16 protein-coding genes are annotated in these 23,953 nt (G+C 56.9%); 13 read left to right on the forward strand and 3 right to left on the reverse strand.

The features are described from left to right. Positions 1 to 84: 84 nt before the first annotated feature. Positions 85 to 2,613 carry a penicillin-binding protein 1A gene (locus C7H10_RS00070; RefSeq protein WP_106693176.1) on the reverse strand — a complete coding sequence of 843 codons (2,529 nt, stop codon included), beginning with the start codon at positions 2,611 to 2,613 and terminating at the stop codon, positions 85 to 87. Positions 2,614 to 2,851: 238 nt separating this feature from the next. On the opposite strand from C7H10_RS00070, the gene C7H10_RS00075 reads away from it, so the two are divergent. From C7H10_RS00075 to C7H10_RS00130, 12 genes are all read left to right on the forward strand, one after another. Next, the gene (locus C7H10_RS00075) at positions 2,852 to 3,916 is read left to right on the forward strand and encodes a pilus assembly protein PilM (RefSeq protein ID WP_106693177.1); all 1,065 of its coding nucleotides are present in this window, start codon (positions 2,852 to 2,854) and stop codon (positions 3,914 to 3,916) included. Next, positions 3,916 to 4,479 carry a PilN domain-containing protein gene (locus C7H10_RS00080; RefSeq protein WP_106693178.1) on the forward strand — a complete coding sequence of 188 codons (564 nt, stop codon included), beginning with the start codon at positions 3,916 to 3,918 and terminating at the stop codon, positions 4,477 to 4,479. Before C7H10_RS00075 ends, C7H10_RS00080 begins: the two co-directional genes overlap by 1 nt. Beyond that, entirely contained in the window at positions 4,479 to 5,090 is a 612-nt protein-coding gene (locus C7H10_RS00085) for a type IV pilus inner membrane component PilO (protein WP_061332385.1), read from the forward strand. The genes C7H10_RS00080 and C7H10_RS00085 overlap by 1 nt, the downstream gene beginning before the upstream one ends. Before the next feature lie 2 nt (positions 5,091 to 5,092). Further along, positions 5,093 to 5,635, forward strand: a complete 543-nt coding sequence (locus C7H10_RS00090) for a pilus assembly protein PilP (protein ID WP_061332384.1) — start codon at positions 5,093 to 5,095, stop codon at positions 5,633 to 5,635. A 69-nt stretch (positions 5,636 to 5,704) separates the two neighbouring features. After that, on the forward strand, positions 5,705 to 7,768 hold the full coding sequence (locus C7H10_RS00095) for a type IV pilus secretin PilQ (RefSeq protein ID WP_425269095.1): 2,064 nt from the start codon (positions 5,705 to 5,707) through the stop codon (positions 7,766 to 7,768). Positions 7,769 to 7,891: 123 nt separating this feature from the next. After that, a complete protein-coding gene (gene aroK, locus C7H10_RS00100) occupies positions 7,892 to 8,476 on the forward strand; it encodes a shikimate kinase AroK (RefSeq protein ID WP_106693180.1) in 585 nt (194 codons plus the stop codon). Continuing rightward, positions 8,451 to 9,539: a 3-dehydroquinate synthase gene (gene aroB / locus C7H10_RS00105; protein WP_106693181.1), complete on the forward strand. Its 1,089-nt coding sequence runs from the start codon at positions 8,451 to 8,453 to the stop codon at positions 9,537 to 9,539. Before aroK ends, aroB begins: the two co-directional genes overlap by 26 nt. 43 nt (positions 9,540 to 9,582) lie before the next feature. Further along, positions 9,583 to 11,082, forward strand: a complete 1,500-nt coding sequence (locus tag C7H10_RS00110) for an AAA family ATPase (protein WP_106693182.1) — start codon at positions 9,583 to 9,585, stop codon at positions 11,080 to 11,082. Positions 11,083 to 11,260: 178 nt separating this feature from the next. After that, positions 11,261 to 15,709: a glutamate synthase large subunit gene (gene gltB, locus C7H10_RS00115; RefSeq protein WP_106693183.1), complete on the forward strand. Its 4,449-nt coding sequence runs from the start codon at positions 11,261 to 11,263 to the stop codon at positions 15,707 to 15,709. Between the two features lie 78 nt (positions 15,710 to 15,787). Beyond that, complete coding sequence (locus C7H10_RS00120; RefSeq protein ID WP_106693184.1) at positions 15,788 to 17,206, forward strand: FAD-dependent oxidoreductase; 1,419 nt, start codon at positions 15,788 to 15,790, stop codon at positions 17,204 to 17,206. 125 nt (positions 17,207 to 17,331) lie between these two features. Next, positions 17,332 to 18,396 carry a uroporphyrinogen decarboxylase gene (hemE, locus tag C7H10_RS00125; RefSeq protein ID WP_106693185.1) on the forward strand — a complete coding sequence of 355 codons (1,065 nt, stop codon included), beginning with the start codon at positions 17,332 to 17,334 and terminating at the stop codon, positions 18,394 to 18,396. Positions 18,397 to 18,682: 286 nt separating this feature from the next. Next, positions 18,683 to 19,051, forward strand: a complete 369-nt coding sequence (locus C7H10_RS00130) for a PilZ domain-containing protein (RefSeq protein WP_106693186.1) — start codon at positions 18,683 to 18,685, stop codon at positions 19,049 to 19,051. A 197-nt stretch (positions 19,052 to 19,248) separates the two neighbouring features. On the opposite strand, the gene radA is transcribed toward C7H10_RS00130, so the two are convergent. Further along, entirely contained in the window at positions 19,249 to 20,625 is a 1,377-nt protein-coding gene (gene radA, locus C7H10_RS00135; protein ID WP_061332378.1) for a DNA repair protein RadA, read from the reverse strand. Continuing rightward, on the reverse strand, positions 20,625 to 22,286 hold the full coding sequence (ettA, locus tag C7H10_RS00140; RefSeq protein ID WP_061332377.1) for an energy-dependent translational throttle protein EttA: 1,662 nt from the start codon (positions 22,284 to 22,286) through the stop codon (positions 20,625 to 20,627). Before ettA ends, radA begins: the two co-directional genes overlap by 1 nt. Positions 22,287 to 22,682: 396 nt before the next feature. Here ettA and glyA point away from each other — a divergent pair, with 396 nt between their 5' ends. Further along, on the forward strand, positions 22,683 to 23,936 hold the full coding sequence (gene glyA / locus C7H10_RS00145) for a serine hydroxymethyltransferase (RefSeq protein ID WP_061332376.1): 1,254 nt from the start codon (positions 22,683 to 22,685) through the stop codon (positions 23,934 to 23,936). The last annotated feature ends 17 nt before the right edge of the window (positions 23,937 to 23,953 follow it).

Genomic DNA, 23,953 nt, shown 5'->3' on the forward strand with positions numbered 1-23,953 from the left:
TGTAGTTGTTGGGCCTCAAAAAAACCGGCGGAGATCCCGCCGGTTTTTTTGTGTCTGCCCATTGCTGGGCTCGGCTGCGCCGGATCAGAAAATCTGTCCGGGCAGGCTGTCAGAGTCGTTGGCGCCAGACCCGTTGCCGTTGGTGTCCTGTGATAGCGGCGCTGGGGCATCTTCCTCTTTGAAGATTTCAAACGTGCCATCTTCTCCAGGGCGCGCCCGTTCGCCGGTTCTGGGGTTAATGCGGATGTTCACAATCCCGTTGGGTCTTGCCATGGTAGATTCGGGTGCGCCTTGCATGGCGGTTTTCATGTAGTCAACCCAGATTGGCAGGGCTGTGCTTGCGCCAAATTCCCGTCGGCCGAGGGGGGCTGGCTGGTCGAAGCCCACCCATACGGTTGTTGCCACGTCGTGATTGAAGCCGGCAAACCAGGTGTCTTTCTGTTCGTTTGTGGTGCCGGTTTTACCGGCCAGGTCTTTGCGGTTCAGCGCCAGTGCGCGGCGACCGGTGCCGCGACGGACCACGTCCTGAAGAATCGTGTGCATGATATAAACCGAGCGTTCGTCGGCCAGGCGTTTCATCACGCGTTTTTCCGCAGACTGCTGAGCGCTTGCCGGCAACAGAATGCCATCCGTTTCCGGTGTGTCGCTGTTGCTCTCTGTGAGCGGGCCTTCACTGGCGTTATCTGTTAGTTGCTGTTCGCAGTCGCTGTCGCAAAGTACGGTTTCAGGTGCCTCGTAGACAACGGTGCCATCCGGTTCCTGGATGGTTTTAATCAGATACGGTTCCACGTCATAGCCGCCGTTGGCGATAACGGCGAAGCCGCGCGCCAGCTCCATTGGCGTGAGCTGGCCTGCCCCCAGGGAGAGAGACAAGTTGGCTGGCATGTTGGCGGTCGGGATCTTCAATTGATCCAGATAGTTCAGTGTTTGGCGAATGCCTAGATCTCTCAGCAGCCGGATTGAAACCAGGTTGCGCGAGCGATAGAGGCCTTCCCTGAGTGTCGTTGGGCCATAAAACTGGCCCGATGAATTCTGGGGGCGCCAGGCGCCTTCGAGTTCTGAGTCCTCAAATACGATGGGTGCATCATTGTAAATGGTTGCCGGTGTGCGGCCGTTCTCCAGGGCAGAGAGGTACAGGAAAGGCTTGAACGTAGAACCCGGCTGGCGGTTAGCCTGGGTTGCCCGGTTGTATTTGCTCTGGCTAAAGCTGTAGCCGCCGGCAAGGGCCTCAATGGCGCCGGTTTTTGCCGACAGGGAAATCACTGCGCCTTCCACTCTTGGGGCCTGAGAGAGCGCAACCTGCAGTTCAAGCCGAGGCTCGTTGCCGTCGGTTTCAGGGGGTTGCTCCTGAATTTGCGGCAGTTGCGTTACCTTCACATAGACCACGTCGCCGACATTAACGACATCGGATGGCTTCTCCGGGGTTGGTCCTGTCAGGTTCTCTGTGCGGTATCGCTTAGCCCAGGTCATGGTTTCGAAGTCCATTTTTCCCGGACCGAGGTGGCGGGTGTGAACCCTTGCTGCGCCCTCATCATCGTTGACTGAGGTGATCACTGCAGGGATGAGGCCTTCTACCCTCGGGTAGTTGAGTAGCTGATTGGACAGCTCTGCTGTAGACATACCGGCAACGTCAAACTGGCCGATGGGGCCACGGAAGCCGTGACGCCGATCGTAGTTTTCAAGGCCGGTGCGAAGGGCTTCCGTTGCCGCTTGTTGTTTGGTTCCGTCAACGGTCAGCGTCACGCTGTAGCCATCATTGTAGGCAGCTTCACCAAAACGGCGAACCATCTCCGTTCGTGCCATCTCGGCGACGTAATCGGCGTCTACCTCAGCTTCCCGCATGTTATAGGTGGCGGTGAGCGGGGCTTTGGTTGCTTCTGACCAGTCTTCCTGTGTGATGTAGCCGAGATCCCGCATTCTTCCAAGAATCCAGTTTCGGCGTATCAGTGCTCGCTCAGGGTTGGCCAGAGGGTTGTAGGCAGAAGGCGCCTTTGGCAGTCCAGCCAGCATGGCCATCTGCGCAAGGGTGAGCTCGTCGACGGGTTTGTCGTAATAGACCTGGGCGGCTGCGGCGATGCCGTAGGCGCGGTTGCCCAGGTAGATCTTGTTCAGGTACAGCTCCAGGATCTTGTCTTTATCAAGTTCACGTTCGATCTGAAGAGCCAGAAGTATCTCGTTGAACTTACGAATAAAGGTGCGGTCGCGTGACAAAAAGTAATTTTTTGCAACCTGCATGGTGATAGTGCTACCGCCGGACTGGATGCTGCCGGTGGACACCAGTTCGATGGCAGCCCGCGTCAACCCTTTGATGTCGACTCCGAAATGGTCGTGGAATCGGGCGTCTTCCGCGGCCAGAAAGGCTTGTAACTGAATTGTAGGGATCTGTTCGATTGTGATCGGTGCCCTTCTCTTTTCGCCGAATTCTGCTATTAATCTGTTGTCTGCACTGTATACCCGAAGCGGCGTCTGAAGTTTTACGTCCAGCAGTTGGTGAACAGGAGGCAGACTGGGCCGAAGGTATAAATAGAAGGCCGAGGCGATAATAATGGCGACACTCAGGCCGGTGAGCAGGAACCAGGCGAAAACACGAGATGTGCGCAGCAAATGAGACATTTTTTTCTGACAACAGTTGGATATAGGTCTATTATTTGAGAAATTGCTTTAGGAAGGTTGAGTTGCTTCACTGAATGCAAGATCTCTTGAATAACAAAGAGCCTGCATTGTAGACGGAAAACTTGAAGAATTCTCTTACATAAAAAACACATAAAGCGTCTCTGTCATGATTGCCGTATCAGGGATTGGTTCAGAGGCGCCTTAGCCGGGTGCATTAAACCAGGTATAGGGTGAGCGCGTGTTCGGATTGCTAGGAAAAAAATCCAGTGCAGTGCTGGGCGTGGATGTCAGCTCCAGCTCGGTCAAACTTCTGGAACTGTCAAGGCATGGCGACCGTTACAAGGTTGAAAGCTATGCGGTTGAGCCGTTGCCGGCCAACGCAGTTGTCGAGAAAAACATCACTGATGTAGAAGCGGTGGGTGAGGTGCTCAAGCGAGTGGCCTCTAAATCCCGTACCAGCGTTAAGCAGGTTGCCGTGGCTGTGTCAGGTTCTGCGGTTATCACCAAGGTCATCCAGATGGATGGCGGCCTCAACGAATTCGAGATGGAAGACCAGATCACCCTCGAGGCCGATCAGTACATCCCGTATCCGCTGGATGAAGTAGCCATCGATTTTGAGGTGCAGGGTCCGTCTGAGTCGAATCCGGACCAGGTCGACGTGCTGCTGGCTGCGTGCAGAAAAGAGAACGTGGATATCCGTGAGGACGCTCTCGAGATCGCCGGCCTGACCACCAAGATTGTCGATGTCGAGGCCTATGCACTGGAAAGGGCGTACAAACTGATCGAGCCCCAGTTGGAGTCCCAGGGCGAAGAGCTGGTGGTTGCCATCGTCGATATCGGCGCAACCATGACCACGCTGAGTGTGCTGGCTGAGGGTAAGACAGTTTATACCCGTGAGCAGATTTTCGGGGGCAAGCAGCTTACCGAGGAAATTCAGCGCCGCTACGGCTTATCACTTGAAGAAGCCGGTCTCGCGAAGAAACAGGGCGGGCTTCCGGACGACTATGAGCCGGAGGTCCTTACCCCCTTCCGTGAAGCGGTTGTGCAGCAAGTTGCACGCGCTCTCCAGTTCTTCTTTGGTGCCAGCCAGTACAACGCTGTTGATTACGTCGTTCTTGCAGGCGGTACGGCATCCATTCAGGGCCTGACCGAGATGGTGGAGGAGAAGACCGGTACGCCAACCCTGGTTGCGAATCCATTCGCCGACATGGCCGTGGGTTCCAGGGTGAATGCATCAGCCCTGAGCAATGATGCTCCATCGTTGATGATTGCCTGCGGCCTGGCAATGAGGAGTTTCGACTGATGGCAAAGATTAACCTCAGACCATGGCGTGAGGAACTGCGAGCTGAGAAGCAGAAGCAGTTCGTGGTCATGATCCTTGGCGCAGCTATTGTGGCGGCTGGCCTGGCATTCCTCTGGAAGTCGGATATGGACAGCCGGATTGCTTATCAGCAATCCCGAAACGCCTATATTGAAACCGCTGCAAAACAGCTTGATCAGCAGATCAGAGAGATCGAGAACCTCAAGCGCCAGCGCGATGAGTTGTTGGCTCGGATGCAGGTAATCCAAGATCTCCAGGGCACACGTCCGGTCATCGTTCGGGTGTTTGATGAGTTGGTTCGCACCTTGCCTGATGGCCTCTTCTACACCGATCTGAAGCGGACGGGAGAACGCATCGAAATCGTGGGTATGGCGGAGTCGAACAGCCGCATTTCCAATCTGATGCGTCAGTTTGATGACTCTGACTGGTTCACCAATCCCAATCTCACCAATGTGGCTGCAGCCGACGCTCGTCGTGCAGGTTACAGCCAGTTCAACCTGTCTGTTCAGCAGCAGACACCAGAGCCCGAAGGGGAGGATAATTAATGAGCCTCGCGGACTCACTCAAGAGCTTGAACGAATTTGATATCAACGACCTCGATATCAATAACGCCGGTATCTGGCCTGCACCGATAAAAGCAATTGTTGCTCTGATTATCTTTGGCCTGATTCTTGGCGGCGGATACTGGTTCTTTATCAAGGATCAGTATGCCCAGCTGGACAGGGTCGAGCGCACCGAGCAGGAGCTCAAGCAACAATATGAGCGTAAGGCCTATCAGGTGGCTAACCTTGACGTGTTCAAAGCTCAAATGGCTGAGATGGAAGAGACGTTTGGCGCGTTGGTACGCCAGTTGCCCAGTGAGACTGAGGTGCCGGGGTTGTTGGAGGATATCACCAATACCGCATTGGGTAGTGGTCTGTCTCTGCAGCAAGTGGCGCTACAGCCTGAGCAGCGGCGGGATTTTTACTCGGAGTTGCCGATCAATATCCGGGTATCCGGTGCGTATCACGAACTTGCGACGTTTGTTAGCAGTGTGGCAAGTCTGCCGCGGATTGTGACATTGCACGATTTAACCATAAAACCAATTGGCGGAGATGGTGAGCGGCTTGATATGCAAGTTGTTGCACGTACCTACCGCTACCGGGCTGGAGAGTGAGCATGACAGGAAAGCATGCGGGAAAAGCCTGGCTGGGTGTGTGTCTGGCGTCTTTGCTGACGGCTTGTTCCCAGGGCAACGGTTTCTCGGATCTGGACAAGTTCATGGCCGATACCCGGGCGAAGCCCCGGGGGCACGTGGAGCCCCTGCCAGAATTCAAGGCCTACGAGGCGTTCAGTTATTCAGCGGCAGATCGCCGGGCCCCCTTTGAGCCGCCCGTCGACGTTCAGTTGACCATGGTGGACGAACAGCCGATCAGTGATGTCGAGCCGGACCTGGACAGGCCGAGAGAGGTTCTTGAGAACTTCGATCTTAAATCTCTGACCATGGTTGGTACGCTTCAGGGTGTAGGCGGCGGATTGTTTGCATTGATTCGTGATGGCAGTGGCGGCATCCATCGGGTGCGAAGCGGAAATTATATGGGTCAGAACTACGGCCGGATTGTCGGTATCAGTGAAACTCGCATTGAATTGATTGAAATCGTTCCAAATGGCCGGGGTGGCTGGGTCGAGCGCCCGCGTTCCCTGTCTTTGGATGAAGGATAAGGCCGGGAGCGATAAAGGATGAATGAAAAAAACATGCACGAACAAAATGGTTTAAGGTCGAGGCTAGCGATGTTCAAAAAACTCAATGTCTGCGTGGGCGTGATCGCCATCGGGTTATGGAGCAGCCTGGCCAGCGCGGTCACGCTGGAAGACGTGTCGTTTTCGTCGCTGCCGGGAGAACGCCTGGAAGTGACCATGAAATTCGATGGGCCACCGCCCGAGCCTACCGGGTACACGATTGAGCGCCCGGCGCGCATCGCTGTGGACCTCAAGGACACCACCAGTGGGCTTAACCAGCGGAGTATTCCGCTTGGGTCCGGCAATGCGCAAAGCGTGACCGTGGTGGAAACCAAAGATCGCACTCGGCTGATCTTCAATCTGGTGGAATTGACTCCCCACGAGACAGTTCGTCAAAACAATTCGCTGGTCATGACTATTGGCGGCGCCAGTGGAGCTACGGCCACTGCGGCAGCTTCCCAGCAGCGCCAGTCAGGATCGACGGCCGCTGCCTCCTCCAATGCCCTTGCAGGCGTGGACTTCCGCCGGAGCAAGGAAGGCGAGGGGCGCGTCATCGTTGATCTTGGAAGTGCCTCTGCGGCGGTGAATCTGTCTGAGCAGGCTGGTCGCATCCGGCTGACCATGCCGGGGCTGGATGTCCCTTCAGATCTTCGTCGTCGTCTTGATGTTACAGACTTTGCCACTCCTGTTACCCGGATCGATACATTCGTTGAGGACGGCAACGCGGTGGTTGAGATTCGCCCGGAAGGCAATTATGACTATATTGCCTATCAGTCAGGTCGCGAGTTTACCGTTAGCGTTGAGAAACTTACTGAAGAAGAGGCGGAGACCCGTCGCGAAGAGAAATTCCCGTACACCGGCGACAAGCTGTCCTTGAACTTCCAGGACATCGAAGTACGTTCGGTTCTCCAGTTGATTGCCGACTTTACCGGCCTGAACCTGGTGGCCAGTGACACCGTTGGTGGCAGCATTACCCTGCGGTTGCAGAATGTACCCTGGGATCAGGCGCTTGACCTTATTCTGAAGACCAAGGGGCTGGACAAGCGTCAAATTGGCAACGTTCTGCTGGTGGCTCCGGCAGAGGAAATCGCCGCCCGCGAAAAGCTTGAGCTCGAGACCAGTAAGCAAATCGCCGAACTGGCGCCGGTGCGCCTGGATATTATTCAGGTGAACTACGCGAAAGCGGCAGATATTGTGGCGCTGATTCGTGCGGATGAAGAGTTGATATCCTCTCGTGGCTTTGTCTCTTCAGACGTCCGCACCAACACGATCAGCGTTCGTGAGACGCAGCAGAAGCTGGAAGAGATTCGTCGACTTGTGGGTACCTGGGATGTACCGGTCCGTCAGGTGTCCATTGAGGCCCGTATTGTCCGCGCCCAGACCAACGTTGCGGAGAGTCTCGGGGTTCGTTGGGGCGGCGCCGCATATAACGTCAGTGGTAACGATGTCATCAGTATTGGTGGTTCCCTGGGTACACTCCAGGAAGCTCGTGACGCTGCGGCGGGCGGCAGTGGCGCCATTTCCTTCCCCGGTGCTCTGGGTGTCGATATGGGTGTTTCAGGAGACGGCGCATCATCCTTTGCGATTGGCTGGGGTAGTGACGACTTCCTGATCGACCTTGAGCTTTCTGCTCTTGAAACCGATGGTCGTGCCGAGGTTGTGTCTCAGCCGCGCGTGGTGACAGCGGATCGCCAGAGTGCCTCCATTAAGTCCGGTGAGGAAATTCCCTACCAGGAAGCAACCTCAAGCGGTGCGACAAACGTTGAGTTCAAGGAAGCGGTTCTGTCTCTGGAAGTAACTCCGCAGATCACTCCGGATGACAAGATCATCATGGATCTGGTGGTAAACCAGGATTCCCGGGGTGAGGTAACAGCTGGTATTCCGTCCATCAATACCAACTCTGTTACGACTCAGGTTCTGGTAGCCAATGGGGAGACCGTGGTGTTGGGCGGTATCTTCCAGTCTGAAGTGGCGACTCAAACCACCAAAACTCCATTCCTGGGGGACATTCCTTACCTTGGGCGCTTGTTCAAGCGAACAGTACACATTGATGAGCGCAGCGAGTTGCTGATCTTCATCACACCCAAGATCATCAAAAACGATCTGATTCAGTAATCGCTCCGCACATAAAAAGCCGCCGCTAACCCCGGCGGCTTTTTTCTTTGTATCGGCCTCCGGCTTATGGAATGTCTTGCCCTGTGCTATTCTCACGCGCTTGAACCCTGTTGAGCGGAAATTATGTCTTTGCCCGAACGTGTTGTCCTGGTCGGCCCTATGGGAGCCGGAAAAAGTACGATTGGCCGTATGCTCGCCAAAGAGCTGGGTTATCGTTTTCTTGATTCAGACCGGATAATCGAAGAGCGGTGCGGAGCCAATATTCCCTGGATATTCGATGTCGAGGGAGAAGACGGATTCCGGCAGCGCGAAACCGCCATGCTGGATGAGCTTTCAGAAACGCAGAGAACGGTATTGGCGACCGGAGGTGGTGCGGTCATGCGCCCGGAAAACCATGCATTGTTGCGGAAAAATGCAGTGGTGATCTATCTCAAAACGTCGATTGAGCAGCAGGTAGAGCGCACCCGAAAAGATCGAAATCGCCCCCTGCTTCAGAACGATGACCCCGAGGGTGTGTTGAGAAGGCTGTTCGCAGTCCGGGACCCGCTATACACCAAGCTCGCTGATATCGTGATGTTCACCGATCGCAAGAGTCCACGATTGGTGGTGCGCCAGCTGGTGAATCGAATCAATCCCAAAACCCCAAGACACAAACGGCAGAGACGTAAAGAAGGTCGTCAACATGTACCAGGTACTCAAAGAGCTTAAAGTAGAGCTGGGTGACCGCAGCTATCCCATCGTTATTGGTCAGGGGTTGCTGGGGGCTTATGATCTGACACCCTGGGTCTCCGGCAGTCAGGTGATGATTGTCACCAACGAGACGGTTGCACCTTTATATCTTGAGCGCGCGAAGGCTTGCTTCCCTGGAAAATCGGTTGATGTGGTCACGCTTCCGGATGGCGAGAAGTTCAAGGATTGGCAGACCCTTAACCTGATTTTCGACCGGCTGCTGGAGCGCCGGCACTCCAGAAAAACAACGCTTGCTGCCCTGGGCGGCGGCGTCATCGGGGATATGGCGGGGTTTGCAGCGGCCTGCTATCAGCGGGGCGTACCATTTATCCAGATGCCCACAACCCTGCTTTCCCAGGTGGATTCATCCGTTGGTGGTAAAACCGGAATCAATCATCCATTGGGCAAGAACATGGTTGGCGCTTTTCATCAGCCGAACATCGTCCTGATTGATACCGATTCCCTGACCACACTTCCCCCCAGGGAGGTGTCGGCTGGGCTTGCGGAAGTTATCAAGTACGGCCTGATTCGTGACGTGCCTTTTCTGGAGTGGCTGGAAGCTAACATGGATGCGTTGGTCCGGCTGGAGCCCGAAGCAATAGGAGAGGCCATTTTTCGTTCCTGCCAGTGCAAGGCAGACGTTGTGGCCGTCGATGAGAGGGAAGGGGGCTTGCGGGCCATCCTGAATCTTGGCCATACCTTTGGTCATGCGATCGAAACCTACGCGGGTTACGGCAACTGGCTCCACGGCGAGGCGGTTGGAACCGGGATGATGATGGCATCTGACTTGTCTTTGAGAGAAGGTATGATCAGTGCCGACGATCATAAGAGAGCGTTGGCCTTGATTCGCCGGGCTGGGCTACCGGAGCGGGCCCCCAAAGGCATGACGCCCGATGATTTCATGTCTCTGATGGCCGTTGATAAGAAGAATGTGGATGGCAAGCTCCGGCTGGTGTTGATGCGGGCCTTGGGGGATGCTTTTGTAACCGCTGACGCCCAGCCGGACAACCTCAGAAAGACCTTATTGGAATTTATCGATTAAGCGTCGTATCACGCAGTGATTGAGCAACGGGCAGGGATGAGTTGTGACCCAGGATAACCTGAACGCGATAGACAGTGGCGGATTGTTTTCCCGCCTCCAGCAACGCTACGGCTTGCGCGATAATCCGCTGGACATGGAGACGCCGTTCTTCCCGGACGCCATGCGCCACCATGCACTGGAGTCACTGCGTCATCTCTGCGGTTTCGGGGATATGGCGCTGCTGGTAACGGGTGCGCCAGGTGCTGGCAAAACGCGGATACTCACGGAGTTGGTTCGCAGCGAATCATCCCGGCTCGATTTTCATCGTATCCCCACGGCAGCTCTGACGAGTGCCCAGGCATTGGCCAGGGATCTCCGTAAAATCGCCCGTTCAGGTGTACCGGCGGACTCGGAGCCTCGAGAGCTGGTTTACCAATTTTTCCGGTGGTCCCAGGCGCGTGCTCAACGTGGGCAGCGGCTGGTGTTGATTCTGGATGATGCTGATCGGGTAGCTCCGGAGTTATTGAATCTTTTACTCTCCGGATTTCTTGCGGCTGACCGGTCGCTGGCCGCTGCTTTGGTGTTCTCTGGTGCCGAAGGTTTGCAGGATCAGTTTCGGGCGGAAGATCTTGCCGTTCACATCCACCACATCAGCCTTCCCTCGTTAAGCCGAGACGAGATTTTCGCCTTCCTTGAGCCCCGGGTTCACCGCGCTGGTGGCCGAAAGGAAGAGTTGCTTTCTTCATCACGGCTAAAGCAGCTTCATGCTTTGAGTCAGGGCAGTTTCGGCCGACTGAAACGCGTTGCACCAGGTATCTGGCTCGACATGGTTGCGCCACAAAGCCGAGCCGCAGCCCGTAGCTGGCCACCCCTTGCTTCAATGCGTTGGCCCGCCTTGGCACTGGTGATATTGCTGGTGTCATGGTGGTTCGTGGCGCGGCAATACGATGACTCGGTCGCTGGTTCTGCGGGTATGGAGACCCCGAGAGAGACTGTTCGAAGGAGCATTACCGTCGGGCCTGAGGCAGGGCGAGGGGCGGGTGAAACACTTCCCGTTGATGCACTGCCGTCGCCGGAGTTGGCACGCCAGCAGGAACCGGAAAACCCCACGTTGACGGACCTGGATGCGGTGACCGAAGCTGAGCCAGAGCCAGAGCCAGAGCCAGAGCCAGAGCCAGAGCCAGAGCCAGAGCCAGAGCCAGAACCAGAACCAGAACCAGAACCAGAACCAGAACCAGAACCAGAACCAGAACCAGAGCCAGAACCAGCCTTCGCTCCGGCAAGACCGGAGAACTTTGTGGCTTTGGCGCAACTGAAACAACGTAAAGGTTGGACGCTCCAGCTCGTGGCTGGTAATCAGGAGCGTACGATTCTGAGCGTTATTGATCGCCAGCCAGATAACCCTCAGTTGAGCTATACCGTCGGAGAGCGCCAGGGGCAGCCTTGGTTTATGCTGGTGTATGGCCAGTATCCCAGCCTCGAATCCGCCCGGGAGGCAGCCGGACAATTGCCCGCCGCGCTCGGGATATCTGAGCCTTGGGTGCGATCCTTCGAAAGTTACTAGGTGCACCGTTATGGTGCATTTTCGTCCTGTTCTAGCGGTAAAACAGCGAAAAAAATTGTATACGTAGTTTCACGTGTGTAAAATCGCTTCCCCCTTTTTTTCGGTGTCAGTACGTTTTGCGCACTAATTTGGTGCGCTTCGGGCTGGCGAGAAAGCATTTACACGCGAGAGAACGCTTATGACAACAGGCTTGTATCATCCCGATGAGTTCAGGGACAACTGTGGTTTTGGCCTGATTGCCCACATGAAGGGCGAGGCGAGCCATAAGCTGTTGCAAACGGCCATCGAGTCATTGACTTGCATGACCCACCGTGGAGGCATCGCAGCCGATGGCAAAACCGGTGATGGTTGTGGGCTTCTTATTCAAAGTCCCAAGGCCTTCCTCTACAAAGCTGCTCAGGCGGCGTTCGGGAAAAAACCTGGAGACTTATTTGCAGTCGGCCAGGTTTTTTTAGCCCGGGACGAAAGCCAGGCGGCCGCCGGTCGCGCTGCGGTTGAGAAAAATCTCGTCGATCAGGGGCTGGAAATCGTGGGCTGGCGAGAAGTGCCTGTGGACGACAGTTGCCTGGGGCCGATGGCCCTGGATTGTCTGCCCAGGATTGAGCAGGTTTTTGTTGAGCCGGGCGGAAAAACCGAGCAGGAGTTTGCCGTTGCGCTGTTTGTTGGCCGCCGCCATGCTGAGCGGGAGATGTCGGACGACTCTGAGTTTTACATCTGCAGCTTGTCGCATCGCACCCTGGCATACAAAGGCCTGATGATGCCGGCGGATCTCGCCAACTTTTATAAGGATCTGGGTGACCCGGATCTGCAAACCGCCATCTGTGTGTTCCACCAGCGGTTTTCCACCAACACCATGCCGAAGTGGCCGCTGGCCCAGCCGTTCCGGTTCCTGGCCCATAACGGTGAGATCAACACCATCGACGGCAACCGTAACTGGGCGATCGCCCGCGCGGCCAAGTTCAGTTCACCGGACCTGCCAGACCTGCAAACCCTGCAGCCGCTGGTTAACCTGACCGGTTCGGATTCATCCAGCATGGATAACATGCTGGAGATATTGCTGGCCGGTGGAGTTGACCTTTTCCGTGCCGTTCGGATGATGATCCCACCGGCCTGGCAGAATGTAGACACCATGGATTCCCAGTTGCGGGCGTTCTATGAATACAACTCCATGCACATGGAGCCCTGGGATGGCCCTGCCGGCCTGGTTATGTCTGATGGTCGTTACGCTCTGTGTATGCTCGACCGTAACGGCTTGCGCCCGGCTCGCTGGGTCATCACCAAGGACGACTTCATCACCCTGGCGTCGGAAGTGGGCACCTACGGCTACTCGCCCGACGATGTGGTTGCCAAGGGCCGTGTGGGGCCCGGGCAGATGCTGGCCATCGATACCGAGTCAGGGGAGGTGTTGCACACAGCGGATATCGATCAGCGCCTGAAAACCGCGCAGCCTTATAAGCGCTGGTTGAAAGACAACGCCTTGCGGGTAGAAACCACGCTGAACCAGGCCACCCCTGAGTTCAAACTGATGGAGCCGGACGAACTTCTGGTTCATCAGAAGATGTTCAATATCTCCTTTGAAGAGCGCGACCAGGTGTTGCGTCCGCTGGCTGAAAGCGCGCAAGAAGCTGTGGGTTCCATGGGTGACGATACGCCGATGGCCGTGCTGTCCAGCAAGGTGCGGCATGTGGCGGATTATTTCCGCCAGAAGTTTGCCCAGGTCACCAACCCGCCTATCGACCCGCTGCGCGAAACCATCGTGATGTCGCTGGAAACCTGCTTGGGTGCGGAGCAAAACGTCTTTGAGGAGACCCCGGAACACGCCAACCGGATTATTCTGACAACCCCGGTGTTGTCGCCGGCCAAGTTCCTCAAGCTCAGCAATAACGATCGCCCGGGCTTTGAAGTGGCCAGAATTGCCATGAGCTACCGCCCGGAGGAAGGCCTTCAGGAGGCGGTTCGCCGGATGTGCGATGAGGCTGAAAAGTCGGTCCGCGACGGTAAGGTACTGCTGATTCTAAGCGACAAGGACCTGGTGGAAGGCGAGTTGCCTGTCAACGCCATGATGGTGACCGGTGCTGTGCACCACCACCTGGTTGAGCGGGGTCTGCGCTGCGATTCCAACATCATTGTGGAAACCGGCTGGGCCCGGGATCCCCATCACTTCGCCGTACTGTTCGGCTTTGGTGCCACTGCGGTTTATCCGTACCTGGCCTATCAGGTCCTTAACGATCTGATCCGGACCGGCGAGTTGCTGATGGATCCAATTGAAGCCAAGAACAACTACCGTAAGGGCATCAACAAAGGCTTGCTGAAGATCCTGTCGAAGATGGGGATCTCCACCATCACCTCCTACCGCGGTGCCCAGCTGTTTGAAGCCATCGGTCTGGCCGATAACGTTGTGGATCTCTGCTTCAAGGGTGTGCCCAGCCGTATTCAAGGCGCGGACTTCTTCGACTTCCAGCAGGATCAGGAGCAGCTCGCAGCCGTTGCCTGGAAGCCCCGTAAGCCGCTGTCTCAAGGTGGCTTGCTCAAGTACGTTCACGGCCAGGAATATCACGCTTTTAACCCGGACGTGGTTGCCAAGCTCCAGGATGCGGTTATCAGTGGTGATTACGGCCATTACCAGGAATATGCTGGCCTGGTGAACGAGCGCCCGGTGGCCACTCTGCGTGACCTCCTGGTATTCAAGAAAGATCTCAAGCCGATTGATATCTCCGAGGTTGAGCCGGTTGAGAATATCTTCCCCCGGTTTGATTCGGCGGCCATGTCGTTGGGCGCTTTGTCTCCCGAGGCCCACGAGGCGCTGGCAGTAGCCATGAATACTCTGGGTGGCCGTTCTAACTCTGGTGAGGGTGGTGAAGACCCTGCCCGCCATGGCACCAATCGCCGTTCGAAGATCAAGCAGGTTGCCTCTGGCCGATTCGGTGTAACCGCAGAATACCTGCGAAGCGCCGATGTCATGCAGATTAAAGTCGCCCAGGGTGCCAAGCCCGGTGAGGGCGGCCAGTTGCCTGGTGGCAAGGTGAATGATCTGATCGCTCGCCTGCGTTATTCCGTGCCGGGTGTGACCCTGATTTCGCCACCACCGCACCACGATATCTATTCTATCGAGGATCTGGCGCAGCTGATTTTCGATCTGAAGCAGGTGAACCCGGAAGCCCTGGTGTCGGTGAAGCTGGTGTCCGAACCTGGAGTGGGTACTATCGCCGCCGGTGTGGCAAAGGCCTATGCCGACCTGATTACTGTATCTGGTTACGATGGCGGTACCGCGGCCAGCCCGTTGACGTCGATTCGCTATGCCGGCTCGCCATGGGAGTTGGGTCTGACCGAAACCCAGCAGGCACTGAGAGCAAACGACCTGCGGGGCAAGATTCGCCTGCAGACTGACGGTGGTATCAAGACTGGCTTGGATGTTGTTAAAGCAGCCATTCTGGGCGCTGAAAGCTTCGGCTTCGGCACTACGCCAATGGTGGCCCTGGGTTGTAAATACCTGCGTATCTGTCACCTGAATAACTGTGCCACCGGTGTTGCTACCCAGAACGATTACCTGCGGGAAGAGCACTTCAAGGGCACCGTTGAGATGGCCATGAATTTCTTCCGTTTTGTCGCGGAAGAAACCCGCGAGTGGATGGCCAAGCTGGGTGTTCGCAGTCTTGAGGAACTGGTTGGCCGTGTCGATCTGCTTGAGCGCCTGCCGGGCAATACCGAGCGCCAGAAAAAGCTGGACCTGACGCGTCTGCTGCAGAATGACCACATCCCGGCGGACAAGCCCCAGACTTGTCAGGTTGAGCGCAACCATCCGTTCGACGAAGGCCGCCTGGCGGAGCAGATGGTGAAAGACACCGCTGCAGCTATCGCAGAGAAGTCCGGCGGCGCCTGGAGCTACAAGGTTACCAACTGCGATCGCTCCATTGGTGCGCGGCTGTCTGGCGAAATTGCAGCGCAGTACGGTAACCAGGGAATGGTGGATGCACCGATCACTCTGGATCTTACCGGGACCGCAGGCCAGAGCTTTGGTGTGTGGAACGTGGGTGGTCTGAACCTGATTCTTGAAGGCGATGCCAACGACTATGTGGGCAAGGGTATGACTGGCGGCAAGCTGGTTGTTAAACCGCCCCGCGGCAGCGACTTCAAAACCCAGGAAACATCCATCGTGGGTAATACCTGCCTGTACGGCGCGACAGGGGGCAAGCTGTTTGCCGCTGGCACAGCCGGTGAACGCTTTGCCGTTCGTAACTCTGGTGCCCATGCGGTTGTAGAAGGGGCCGGGGACCACTGTTGTGAATACATGACCGGCGGCCTGGTGACCGTTCTCGGTTCCACCGGCTACAACTTCGGTGCCGGCATGACCGGCGGCTTCGCCTATGTGCTGGATCTGGACAACACCTTCGTGGACAAGTACAACCATGAACTGGTTGAGATCCAGCGCATTTCGCGGGAAGACATGGAAGCCTACCGGAACCACCTGCGTGGTGTGATCCGGGAGCATATTTCCGAAACCGGAAGCGCCTGGGCGGAGCACCTACTTGAAGATTTCGACGATTACATCGGCCGCTTCTGGCTGGTGAAGCCAAAGGCTGCGAACCTGCGCAGCCTGCTGGCCAGCACCCGTGCCCGCCCGGAATAAGGCTGGGCAACGCAAAGGTTGATGGGCTGCGCCAACGGGCGCAGCCCCCGTCGAAATTGAGCTGATGAGAGTAGCAACATGAAAGAACGTCTCAACAATGACTTTCAGTTTGTGGAAGTTGGGCGGGTAGACCCAAAGAAGGTGCCTGCCAAAAAGCGGAAGAAAGAATTCGGTGAGATCTATCACCCGTTTACCGAAACCCATGCGGCATCTCAGTCTCACCGCTGCCTGGCTTGCGGTAACCCCTATTGCGAGTGGAAATGCCCGGTACACAACTATATTCCGAACTGGCTGAAGCTGGTGTCTGAGGGCAACATCATGAAGGCCGTGGAGTTGTGCCACCAGACGAACTCCCTGCCGGAAGTGTGCGGCCGGGTGTGCCCACAGGATCGCCTGTGTGAAGGTGCCTGTACCCTGAACGATGGCTACGGTGCGGTAACCATCGGTTCGGTGGAAAAATACATTACCGACACGGCCTTCGCGCTGGGTTGGAAGCCTGATATGTCCAATGTGAAATGGACAGACAAAAAAGTTGCCGTTATCGGCGCCGGCCCCGCTGGCCTCGGCTGTGCCGATATCCTGGTGCGTAATGGCGTCAAGGCGGTGGTTTTCGATCGTTACCCTGAAATTGGCGGCCTGCTGACCTTCGGTATTCCCGAGTTCAAACTGGAAAAGTCCGTGATGTCCCGGCGCCGTAAGGTTTTTGAGGAGATGGGCGTGGAATTCCGTCTGAACACCGAGGTGGGTAAAGACGTCCAGTTGAAGAGCATCATGGAAGAATTCGATGCGGTGTTCATGGGCATGGGAACCTACACCTACATGAAAGGCGGCTTCCCGGGAGAAGAATTGCCGGGTGTTTATGATGCTCTGCCGTTCCTGATTTCCAACGTGAATCGCCGTCTTGGGTTCGAGAAAAAAGCGTCAGACTTCATCGATATGAAGGGCAAGCGCGTGGTGGTGCTGGGTGGTGGTGATACCGCCATGGACTGCAACCGGACCTCCATTCGTCAGCAGGCGGAGAGCGTCACCTGTGCCTACCGTCGGGATGAAGCCAACATGCCGGGGTCGCGCCGGGAAGTCGCAAACGCCAAGGAAGAAGGTGTGAAGTTCCTGTTTAACCGGCAGCCTATCGCCATCATCGGTGAAGACCGTGTTGAGGGCGTCAAGGTTGTGTCTACCCAGTTGGGAGAACCGGACGAAAATGGCCGTCGCCGCCCTGAAGTCGTGCCGGGCAGTGAGGAAGTCATTCCTGCGGATGCGGTGCTGGTGGCGTTTGGTTTCCGGCCGAGCCCCGCTGACTGGTTCGGTGAACACAAGGTGAGCACCGATGATTCCGGTCGTGTTGCAGCGCCGGAGGAAGCCGAGTTCCCGTTCCAGACTAGCAACCCGAAGATCTTCGCCGGTGGCGATATGGTGCGCGGCTCAGATCTTGTGGTCACTGCCATCTGGGAAGGTCGCCAGGCTGCGGAAGGCATTCTGGACTACCTCGACGTATAACTCTGAGTTGATCAGAGTCAGAAGGGCGGCTTGCTACGGGTAAGCCGCCCTTTTTTATTCGTATAAACGGGGTATCATTGCTCCCCATTATCTCTGACCATTTACCGACGAGAACGGGATACCATATGACCGAGCTGAAGAATGACCGCTTCCTGCGCGCCCTGATACGCCAGCCTGTAGACCGCACCCCGGTGTGGATGATGCGCCAGGCGGGCCGCTACCTGCCGGAGTACCGCGCAACCCGGGCAAAAGCCGGTGATTTTCTCAGCCTGTGCAAGAACACGCCGCTGGCCTGCGAAGTTACCCTGCAGCCGCTCGAGCGCTATCCGCTGGACGCTGCCATCCTGTTCTCGGATATCCTGACCATTCCTGATGCGCTGGGTCTTGGTCTGTACTTCGAAACCGGCGAAGGCCCGAAGTTCCGCAAGGTGATTCGCTCAGAAGCGGATGTAGACGCGTTGCCGAAAATGAACGCTGAGTCGGATCTGGACTACGTGATGAACGCCGTCTCCACCATCCGCCGCGAACTCAACGGCCGGGTACCGCTGATCGGTTTCTCCGGCAGCCCCTGGACCCTGGCCACGTACATGATTGAAGGTGGTTCCTCCAAGACCTTCTCTGAAGCCAAGAAGCTGATGTACGGCCAGCCGGAAGTGATGCACCGCTTGCTGGACCATCTGGCAGACTCGGTGATTGATTACCTGAACGGTCAGATCAAGGCCGGTGCCCAGGCGGTACAGATTTTTGATACCTGGGGTGGCGTGCTGAGCAGCTGGGCCTACGAGGAGTTTTCTCTGCGCTACATGAAGAAGATTGTGGATGGTCTGATTCGCGAGAGCGAGGGTCGCCGTGTGCCGGTGATTGTGTTCACCAAGAACGGTGGTCAGTGGCTGGAGTCCATTGCCGACTGTGGCGCCGACGCCGTGGGCCTGGACTGGACGACGGACATCGGCAATGCCCGCGCTCGCGTTGGCGATAAGGTGGCGTTGCAGGGCAATATGGACCCGGCCATGTTGTATGCGCCGAAGGCGCGGATTCGCCAGGAAGTGGCGGATATCCTGAAGCGTTATGGCTCGGGTTCCGGGCATATCTTCAACCTGGGGCATGGGATTACGCCGGATGTGGATCCGGAGCATGCCGGGGCCTTCATTGAGGCGGTTGTTGAGCTTAGCGGGCAGTATCACCAATAGGTTCGAGTTTGTGCTTTGTTTACTCCTAGCCTGCGGGCTGTGGAGTAGGCAGGGTGGCGATAGGGCCTCCAAAAAAACGCTACGAGCTCATCCCTGAGCGCTTCGCTCCGGCCATCCATGGCCTCCGAGATTTTTTGGAGGCTCTATCGCCACCCTGCAGTCCAACGTTTCGGGAATACCTTAAGCCCTCGGGAGCGAAGCTCTCGTTAACCACTCCACGCTGTACTCCCTTTTATGTCCGGTCTATAGTCATAGAGAGTAATGACCGTCGAGCCGGAGCTGCCCCTTGTCTACCAAAACTTCCGAAAAACGCCGTTTCCATCGAATCAGTTTCGATGCGCCCTGTGAGCTGCATTGTCAGGACCAGGTGTGGTCAACCGAGGTGTTGGATATTTCCCTGAAGGGCGTTTTGGTCCAGCGGCCGGTAGGTTGGAAGGTTCCGCTGAACAAGCCTTGTGAGGTGGTGATTCATCTGAATGAGCATGAAGCCGCGATTGTGATGGCGGTGGAGTTGAAGCACGTGGAGGATCATCGGTTGGGATTTCGGTGTCAGTATATTGATCTTGAAAGTGCCACGCATTTGAAGCGGCTGGTTGAGTTAAATCTTGGGGATCAGGCGCTTTTGGAGCGGGAGTTTGCGCATCTGATTGACTGACGATGGCGCGCTGAGGCTTTTCGTTTGAAGTGCGGATTGCACTGAGGATAGAAAGGGCAGTGTTGGAGCGCCTTTCAAAAAATCTCGGAGGCCATGGATGGCCGGAGCGAAGCGCACATGGATGTGCTCGTAGCGTTTTTTTGAAAGGCGCTCCAACACTGCCCTAACTCTGGAGCCAGAAGGCTCGGGGCCGTAAACTAAAGCTCCTCCAAAGCCGAAAGGGCATCGGAAAGCTTGGTCACCGGAATGACCTTCATGCCTTCCACAGGCTTGCGCGGAACGTTAGCCTTGGGAACCAAAGCCCGAGTGAAGCCGTGCTTGGCTGCCTCGTATATCCGCTCCTGACCATTCGGCACCGGCCGGATCTCGCCGGACAGTCCCACTTCCCCAAAAATCACCAGATCCTGGGGCAACGCCCGATTCCGGAACGATGACACCACCGCTGACAGCAGAGCAAGGTCCGCGCTGGTTTCGTTGACCTTCACACCCGCTACCACGTTCACGAACACATCCTGATCGGCCACATGCATACCGCCATGACGATGTAACACCGCCAGAAGCATCGCCAACCGGTTCTGGTCGGTACCCACGGCTACCCGCCTCGGATAGCTGCCCTGAGCCATATCCACCAGTGCCTGGATTTCCACCAGCATCGGCCGGGTGCCTTCCCAGACCACCATCACCACACTGCCGGGAGCCGCCTCTTCGCCCCGGTTCAGGAAAATGGCGCTGGGGTTTTTTACTTCCTTCAGGCCTTGTTCCAGCATCGCAAACACGCCCAGCTCGTTTACCGCGCCGAAACGGTTCTTGATGCCCCGCAGGGTGCGGTAGCGGCTGTCGCTGGAGCCTTCCAGCAGGATGGAGCAATCGATCATGTGCTCCAGCACCTTCGGACCGGCCAGGCTGCCGTCTTTGGTAACGTGGCCGACCAGAAGCAAAATCGTGCCGGTTTGTTTGGCGAAACGGGTGAGGAAGGCGGCGCTTTCCCGGACTTGAGAAACCGAACCCGGGGCTGATTCGATATCGGCCACGTGCATCACCTGGATACTGTCGATCACCAGAATGCGCGGCTTCTCCATTTCCGCCACCTGCATCAACCGCTCCACGGAGGTTTCCGAGAGCATTTTCAGGTCTTTGGTGGGCAAACCAAGGCGTTTGGCGCGCATGGCGACCTGTTGCAGGGATTCCTCGCCAGTGACATACAGGGCTGAGTGTTGCTCGGCCAACTGGCAGACCGCCTGAAGTAGCAGGGTGCTTTTGCCCGCGCCGGGGTGGCCGCCCATCAAGACTGCCGAGCCTTCCACTAACCCGCCGCCCAGTACCCGGTCGAACTCCTGCATGCCGGTACTGATGCGGGCCTGTTCGGCCAGGCTGACTTCGTCCAGGCTTTTGACCTCGGAGAGGCTGCCCGCGTAGCCCTCAAAACGGGCGCTGCGGGCGCCCTTGCCGGGGCCGGAAACGCCGCGTACTTCGCTGATGGTATTCCAGGCCTGGCAAGCCGTGCACTGGCCTTGCCACTTGGAATAGTCTGCACCGCATTCGGTGCAGACATAGGCAGTTTTTGCTTTTGCCATCAGGCCAGCTTCTTGTACTTCATGCGCTTGGGCTGCATCGCTGATTCGCCCTTGCGCTTCTTGAAGTCGGCGTCGTAGTCGGTGAAGTTGCCTTCAAAATACACCACCTCGCCGTCATCTTCGAACGCCAGGATGTGGCTGGCGACGCGGTCCAGGAACCAGCGGTCGTGCGAGATGATCAGTGCGGAGCCGGGGAAGTTCAGGATGGCTTCTTCCAGGGCGCGCAGGGTCTCCACGTCCAGATCGTTGGTAGGTTCGTCCAGCAGCAACACGTTGCCACCTTGCTTTAACAGCTTGGCCAGATGCAGGCGGTTACGCTCACCGCCGGACAGGTCGCCTACCCGTTTTTGCTGGTCGGTGCCCTTGAAGTTAAAGCGGCCCACATAAGCGCGGGAAGGTGTTTCGTAGTTACCTACCTTGATGATGTCGTTGCCGTCGGACAGTTCTTCCCACACGGTCTTGCTGCCGTCCAGGTCGCGCATCTGGTCTACGTAGGCCAGTTCCACGGTTTCGCCCACGGTAATGGTGCCGGAGTTTGGTTGGTCCATGCCGGCAATCATTTTGAACAGCGTGGATTTACCCGCGCCGTTACCACCGATAATGCCAACAATGGCGCCCGGCGGTACGCTGAAAGACACGTTTTCATAAAGCAGGCGATCATCGAAGGCCTTGCTGATGCCTTCCACTTCGATCACTTTGCCGCCCAGGCGCGGTCCGGGCGGGATATACAGTTCGTTGGTTTCGTTGCGCTTCTGGAATTCCTGTGAACTCATCTCTTCGAAGCGGGCCAGGCGGGCCTTGCTCTTGGACTGGCGGCCCTTGGCGTTGGAACGCACCCACTCAAGCTCCTGCTTGATGGCTTTCTGGTGCGAGGCTTCCTGTTTGGATTCCATTTCCAGGCGCTTCTCTTTGTTCTCCAGCCACTGGCTGTAGTTGCCTTCGAACGGAATGCCGTGGCCACGGTCCAGTTCCAGGATCCAGCCGGCCACATTGTCGAGGAAGTAGCGGTCGTGGGTAATGGCGACCACAGTGCCATCGTAGTCGTGCAGGAAGCGCTCCAGCCAGGCCACGGATTCCGCATCCAGGTGGTTGGTGGGCTCGTCCAGCAGCAGCATGTCCGGGCCGGACAGCAGCAGGCGGCATAGGGCGACACGGCGGCGTTCACCGCCGGACAGTACTTTGACTTTCTGATCCCAGGCCGGCAGGCGAAGAGCGTCGGCGGCCACTTCCATTTTGCGTTCGATATCGTGGCCGTCGGTGGCCTGGATGATGGCTTCCAGTTCGCCCTGCTTTTTGGCCAGGGCGTCGAAATCGGCATCCGGCTCGGCGTATGCGGCGTATACCTGGTCCAGTTCGGCCAGGGCGTTGTGTACGTGGGCGACGGACTCGTCGACGATTTCCTTGACGGTTTTCTCTTCGTCCAGCTCCGGCTCCTGTGGCAGGTAGCCTACATTGATGCCGGGCTGTGGCCGGGCTTCGCCGATGTAATCCTGGTCGACACCCGCCATAATACGGAGCAGGGTGGATTTACCGGAGCCGTTAAGGCCGAGAACGCCGATTTTGGCGCCCGGGAAGAAGCTCAGGGAAATGTCTTTCAGAATCTCCCGCTTGGGTGGTACCACCTTGCCCACGCGGTTCATGGTGTATACGTACTGGGCCATATTGGCAGAATCCTTATCCGAAATTCGCGTAGATAACAGAAAACACGACAGGTGTCTGGCTAAGGCCTTCGGGGTGGGCGATTCGGGATCCTCAAAAACAGGGATGTTTTTGCGGAGCGTACAGGGACGTATTCACAGCGTATCCCGAATCGCCCACCCCGAAGGCCGTCACTGCCAAAGTCGACACCATTGAATGTTGATCGGCTAAGGTATCTAAACCTATCCGGGATAGCAATTGAGTGAAAATCGGGATCCTCGGTGTGCCGGTATCTGCGGACGGCATAAAGGATGATTTTTAACCCGCTTTCGGGATAGAATAGCGGCCCAATTTTTCAGGGGTTACGGCATGCACAGAGGCAGCGCCGGGCCAGCCATACAGACAGGGGCAGCACATCCATGTTTAATCGTGATATGAAAATCGCCGGTTTCGATGACGAACTGTGGAACGCCATGCAGGCGGAAGAGAAGCGTCAGGAAGCGCACATCGAACTGATCGCGTCTGAAAACTACACCAGCCCGCGGGTGATGGAAGCCCAGGGCAGTGTGCTGACCAACAAATACGCCGAAGGTTATCCCGGCAAGCGTTACTACGGCGGCTGTGAGTTTGTTGATATTGCCGAAGACCTGGCCATTGCCCGTGCCAAGGAGCTGTTTGGTGCCGCTTACGCCAATGTGCAGCCCCATTCTGGCTCCCAGGCCAACTCTGCCGTGTTCATGGCCCTGCTCAAACCCGGCGATACCGTTCTGGGCATGAGCCTGGCCCACGGTGGCCACCTGACCCACGGTGCCAGCGTCAACTTCTCCGGCAAGATCTATAACGCCGTTCAGTACGGTATCAACACCGACACCGGCTTGCTGGACTACGACGAAATCGAGGCACTGGCCGTTGAGCACAAGCCGAAGATGATCATTGCCGGCTTCTCAGCATATTCCCAGGAATTGGACTTTGCCCGCTTCCGTGCCATCGCCGACAAGGTTGGCGCCTACCTGTTTGTGGACATGGCTCATGTGGCTGGCCTGGTTGCTGCGGGCGTGTATCCGGACCCGGTGCCACACGCCCACGTGGTTGCAACCACCACTCACAAGACCCTGCGCGGCCCCCGTGGTGGCCTGATCCTGGCCTGTGATGATGAAGATCTGCAGAAGAAACTGAACTCTGCCGTATTCCCGGGTGGCCAGGGCGGCCCGCTGATGCACGTGATCGCTGCCAAGGCTGTGTGCTTCAAGGAAGCCATGAGCGATGAGTTCAAGGCTTACCAGAAGCAAGTGGTCAAGAATGCTGCAGCCATGGCTGAAGTGTTTGTTGAGCGTGGTTTTGACGTGGTTTCCGGTGGCACCAAGAACCATCTGTTCCTGGTCAGCCTGATCAAGCAGGACATTACTGGTAAAGACGCCGACGCCGCGCTTGGCAAAGCGCACATCACCGTGAACAAGAACGCCGTCCCGAATGACCCGCGCTCGCCGTTTGTGACCTCTGGTCTGCGCATTGGTACCCCCGCAGTCACCACTCGTGGTTTCAAGGAAGGGGAGTGTCGTGATCTGGCGGGCTGGATGTGTGACATCCTCGACAACCTCGAAGACGAAGCAACCATCAGCCGCGTGCGTGAGCAGGTAGAAGCGGTGTGTGCCCGCTTCCCGGTCTATGGCTAAGTGATAGCGTAACAAGA

The organism is Marinobacter shengliensis, assembly GCF_003007715.1.
Taxonomy (GTDB): domain Bacteria; phylum Pseudomonadota; class Gammaproteobacteria; order Pseudomonadales; family Oleiphilaceae; genus Marinobacter; species Marinobacter shengliensis.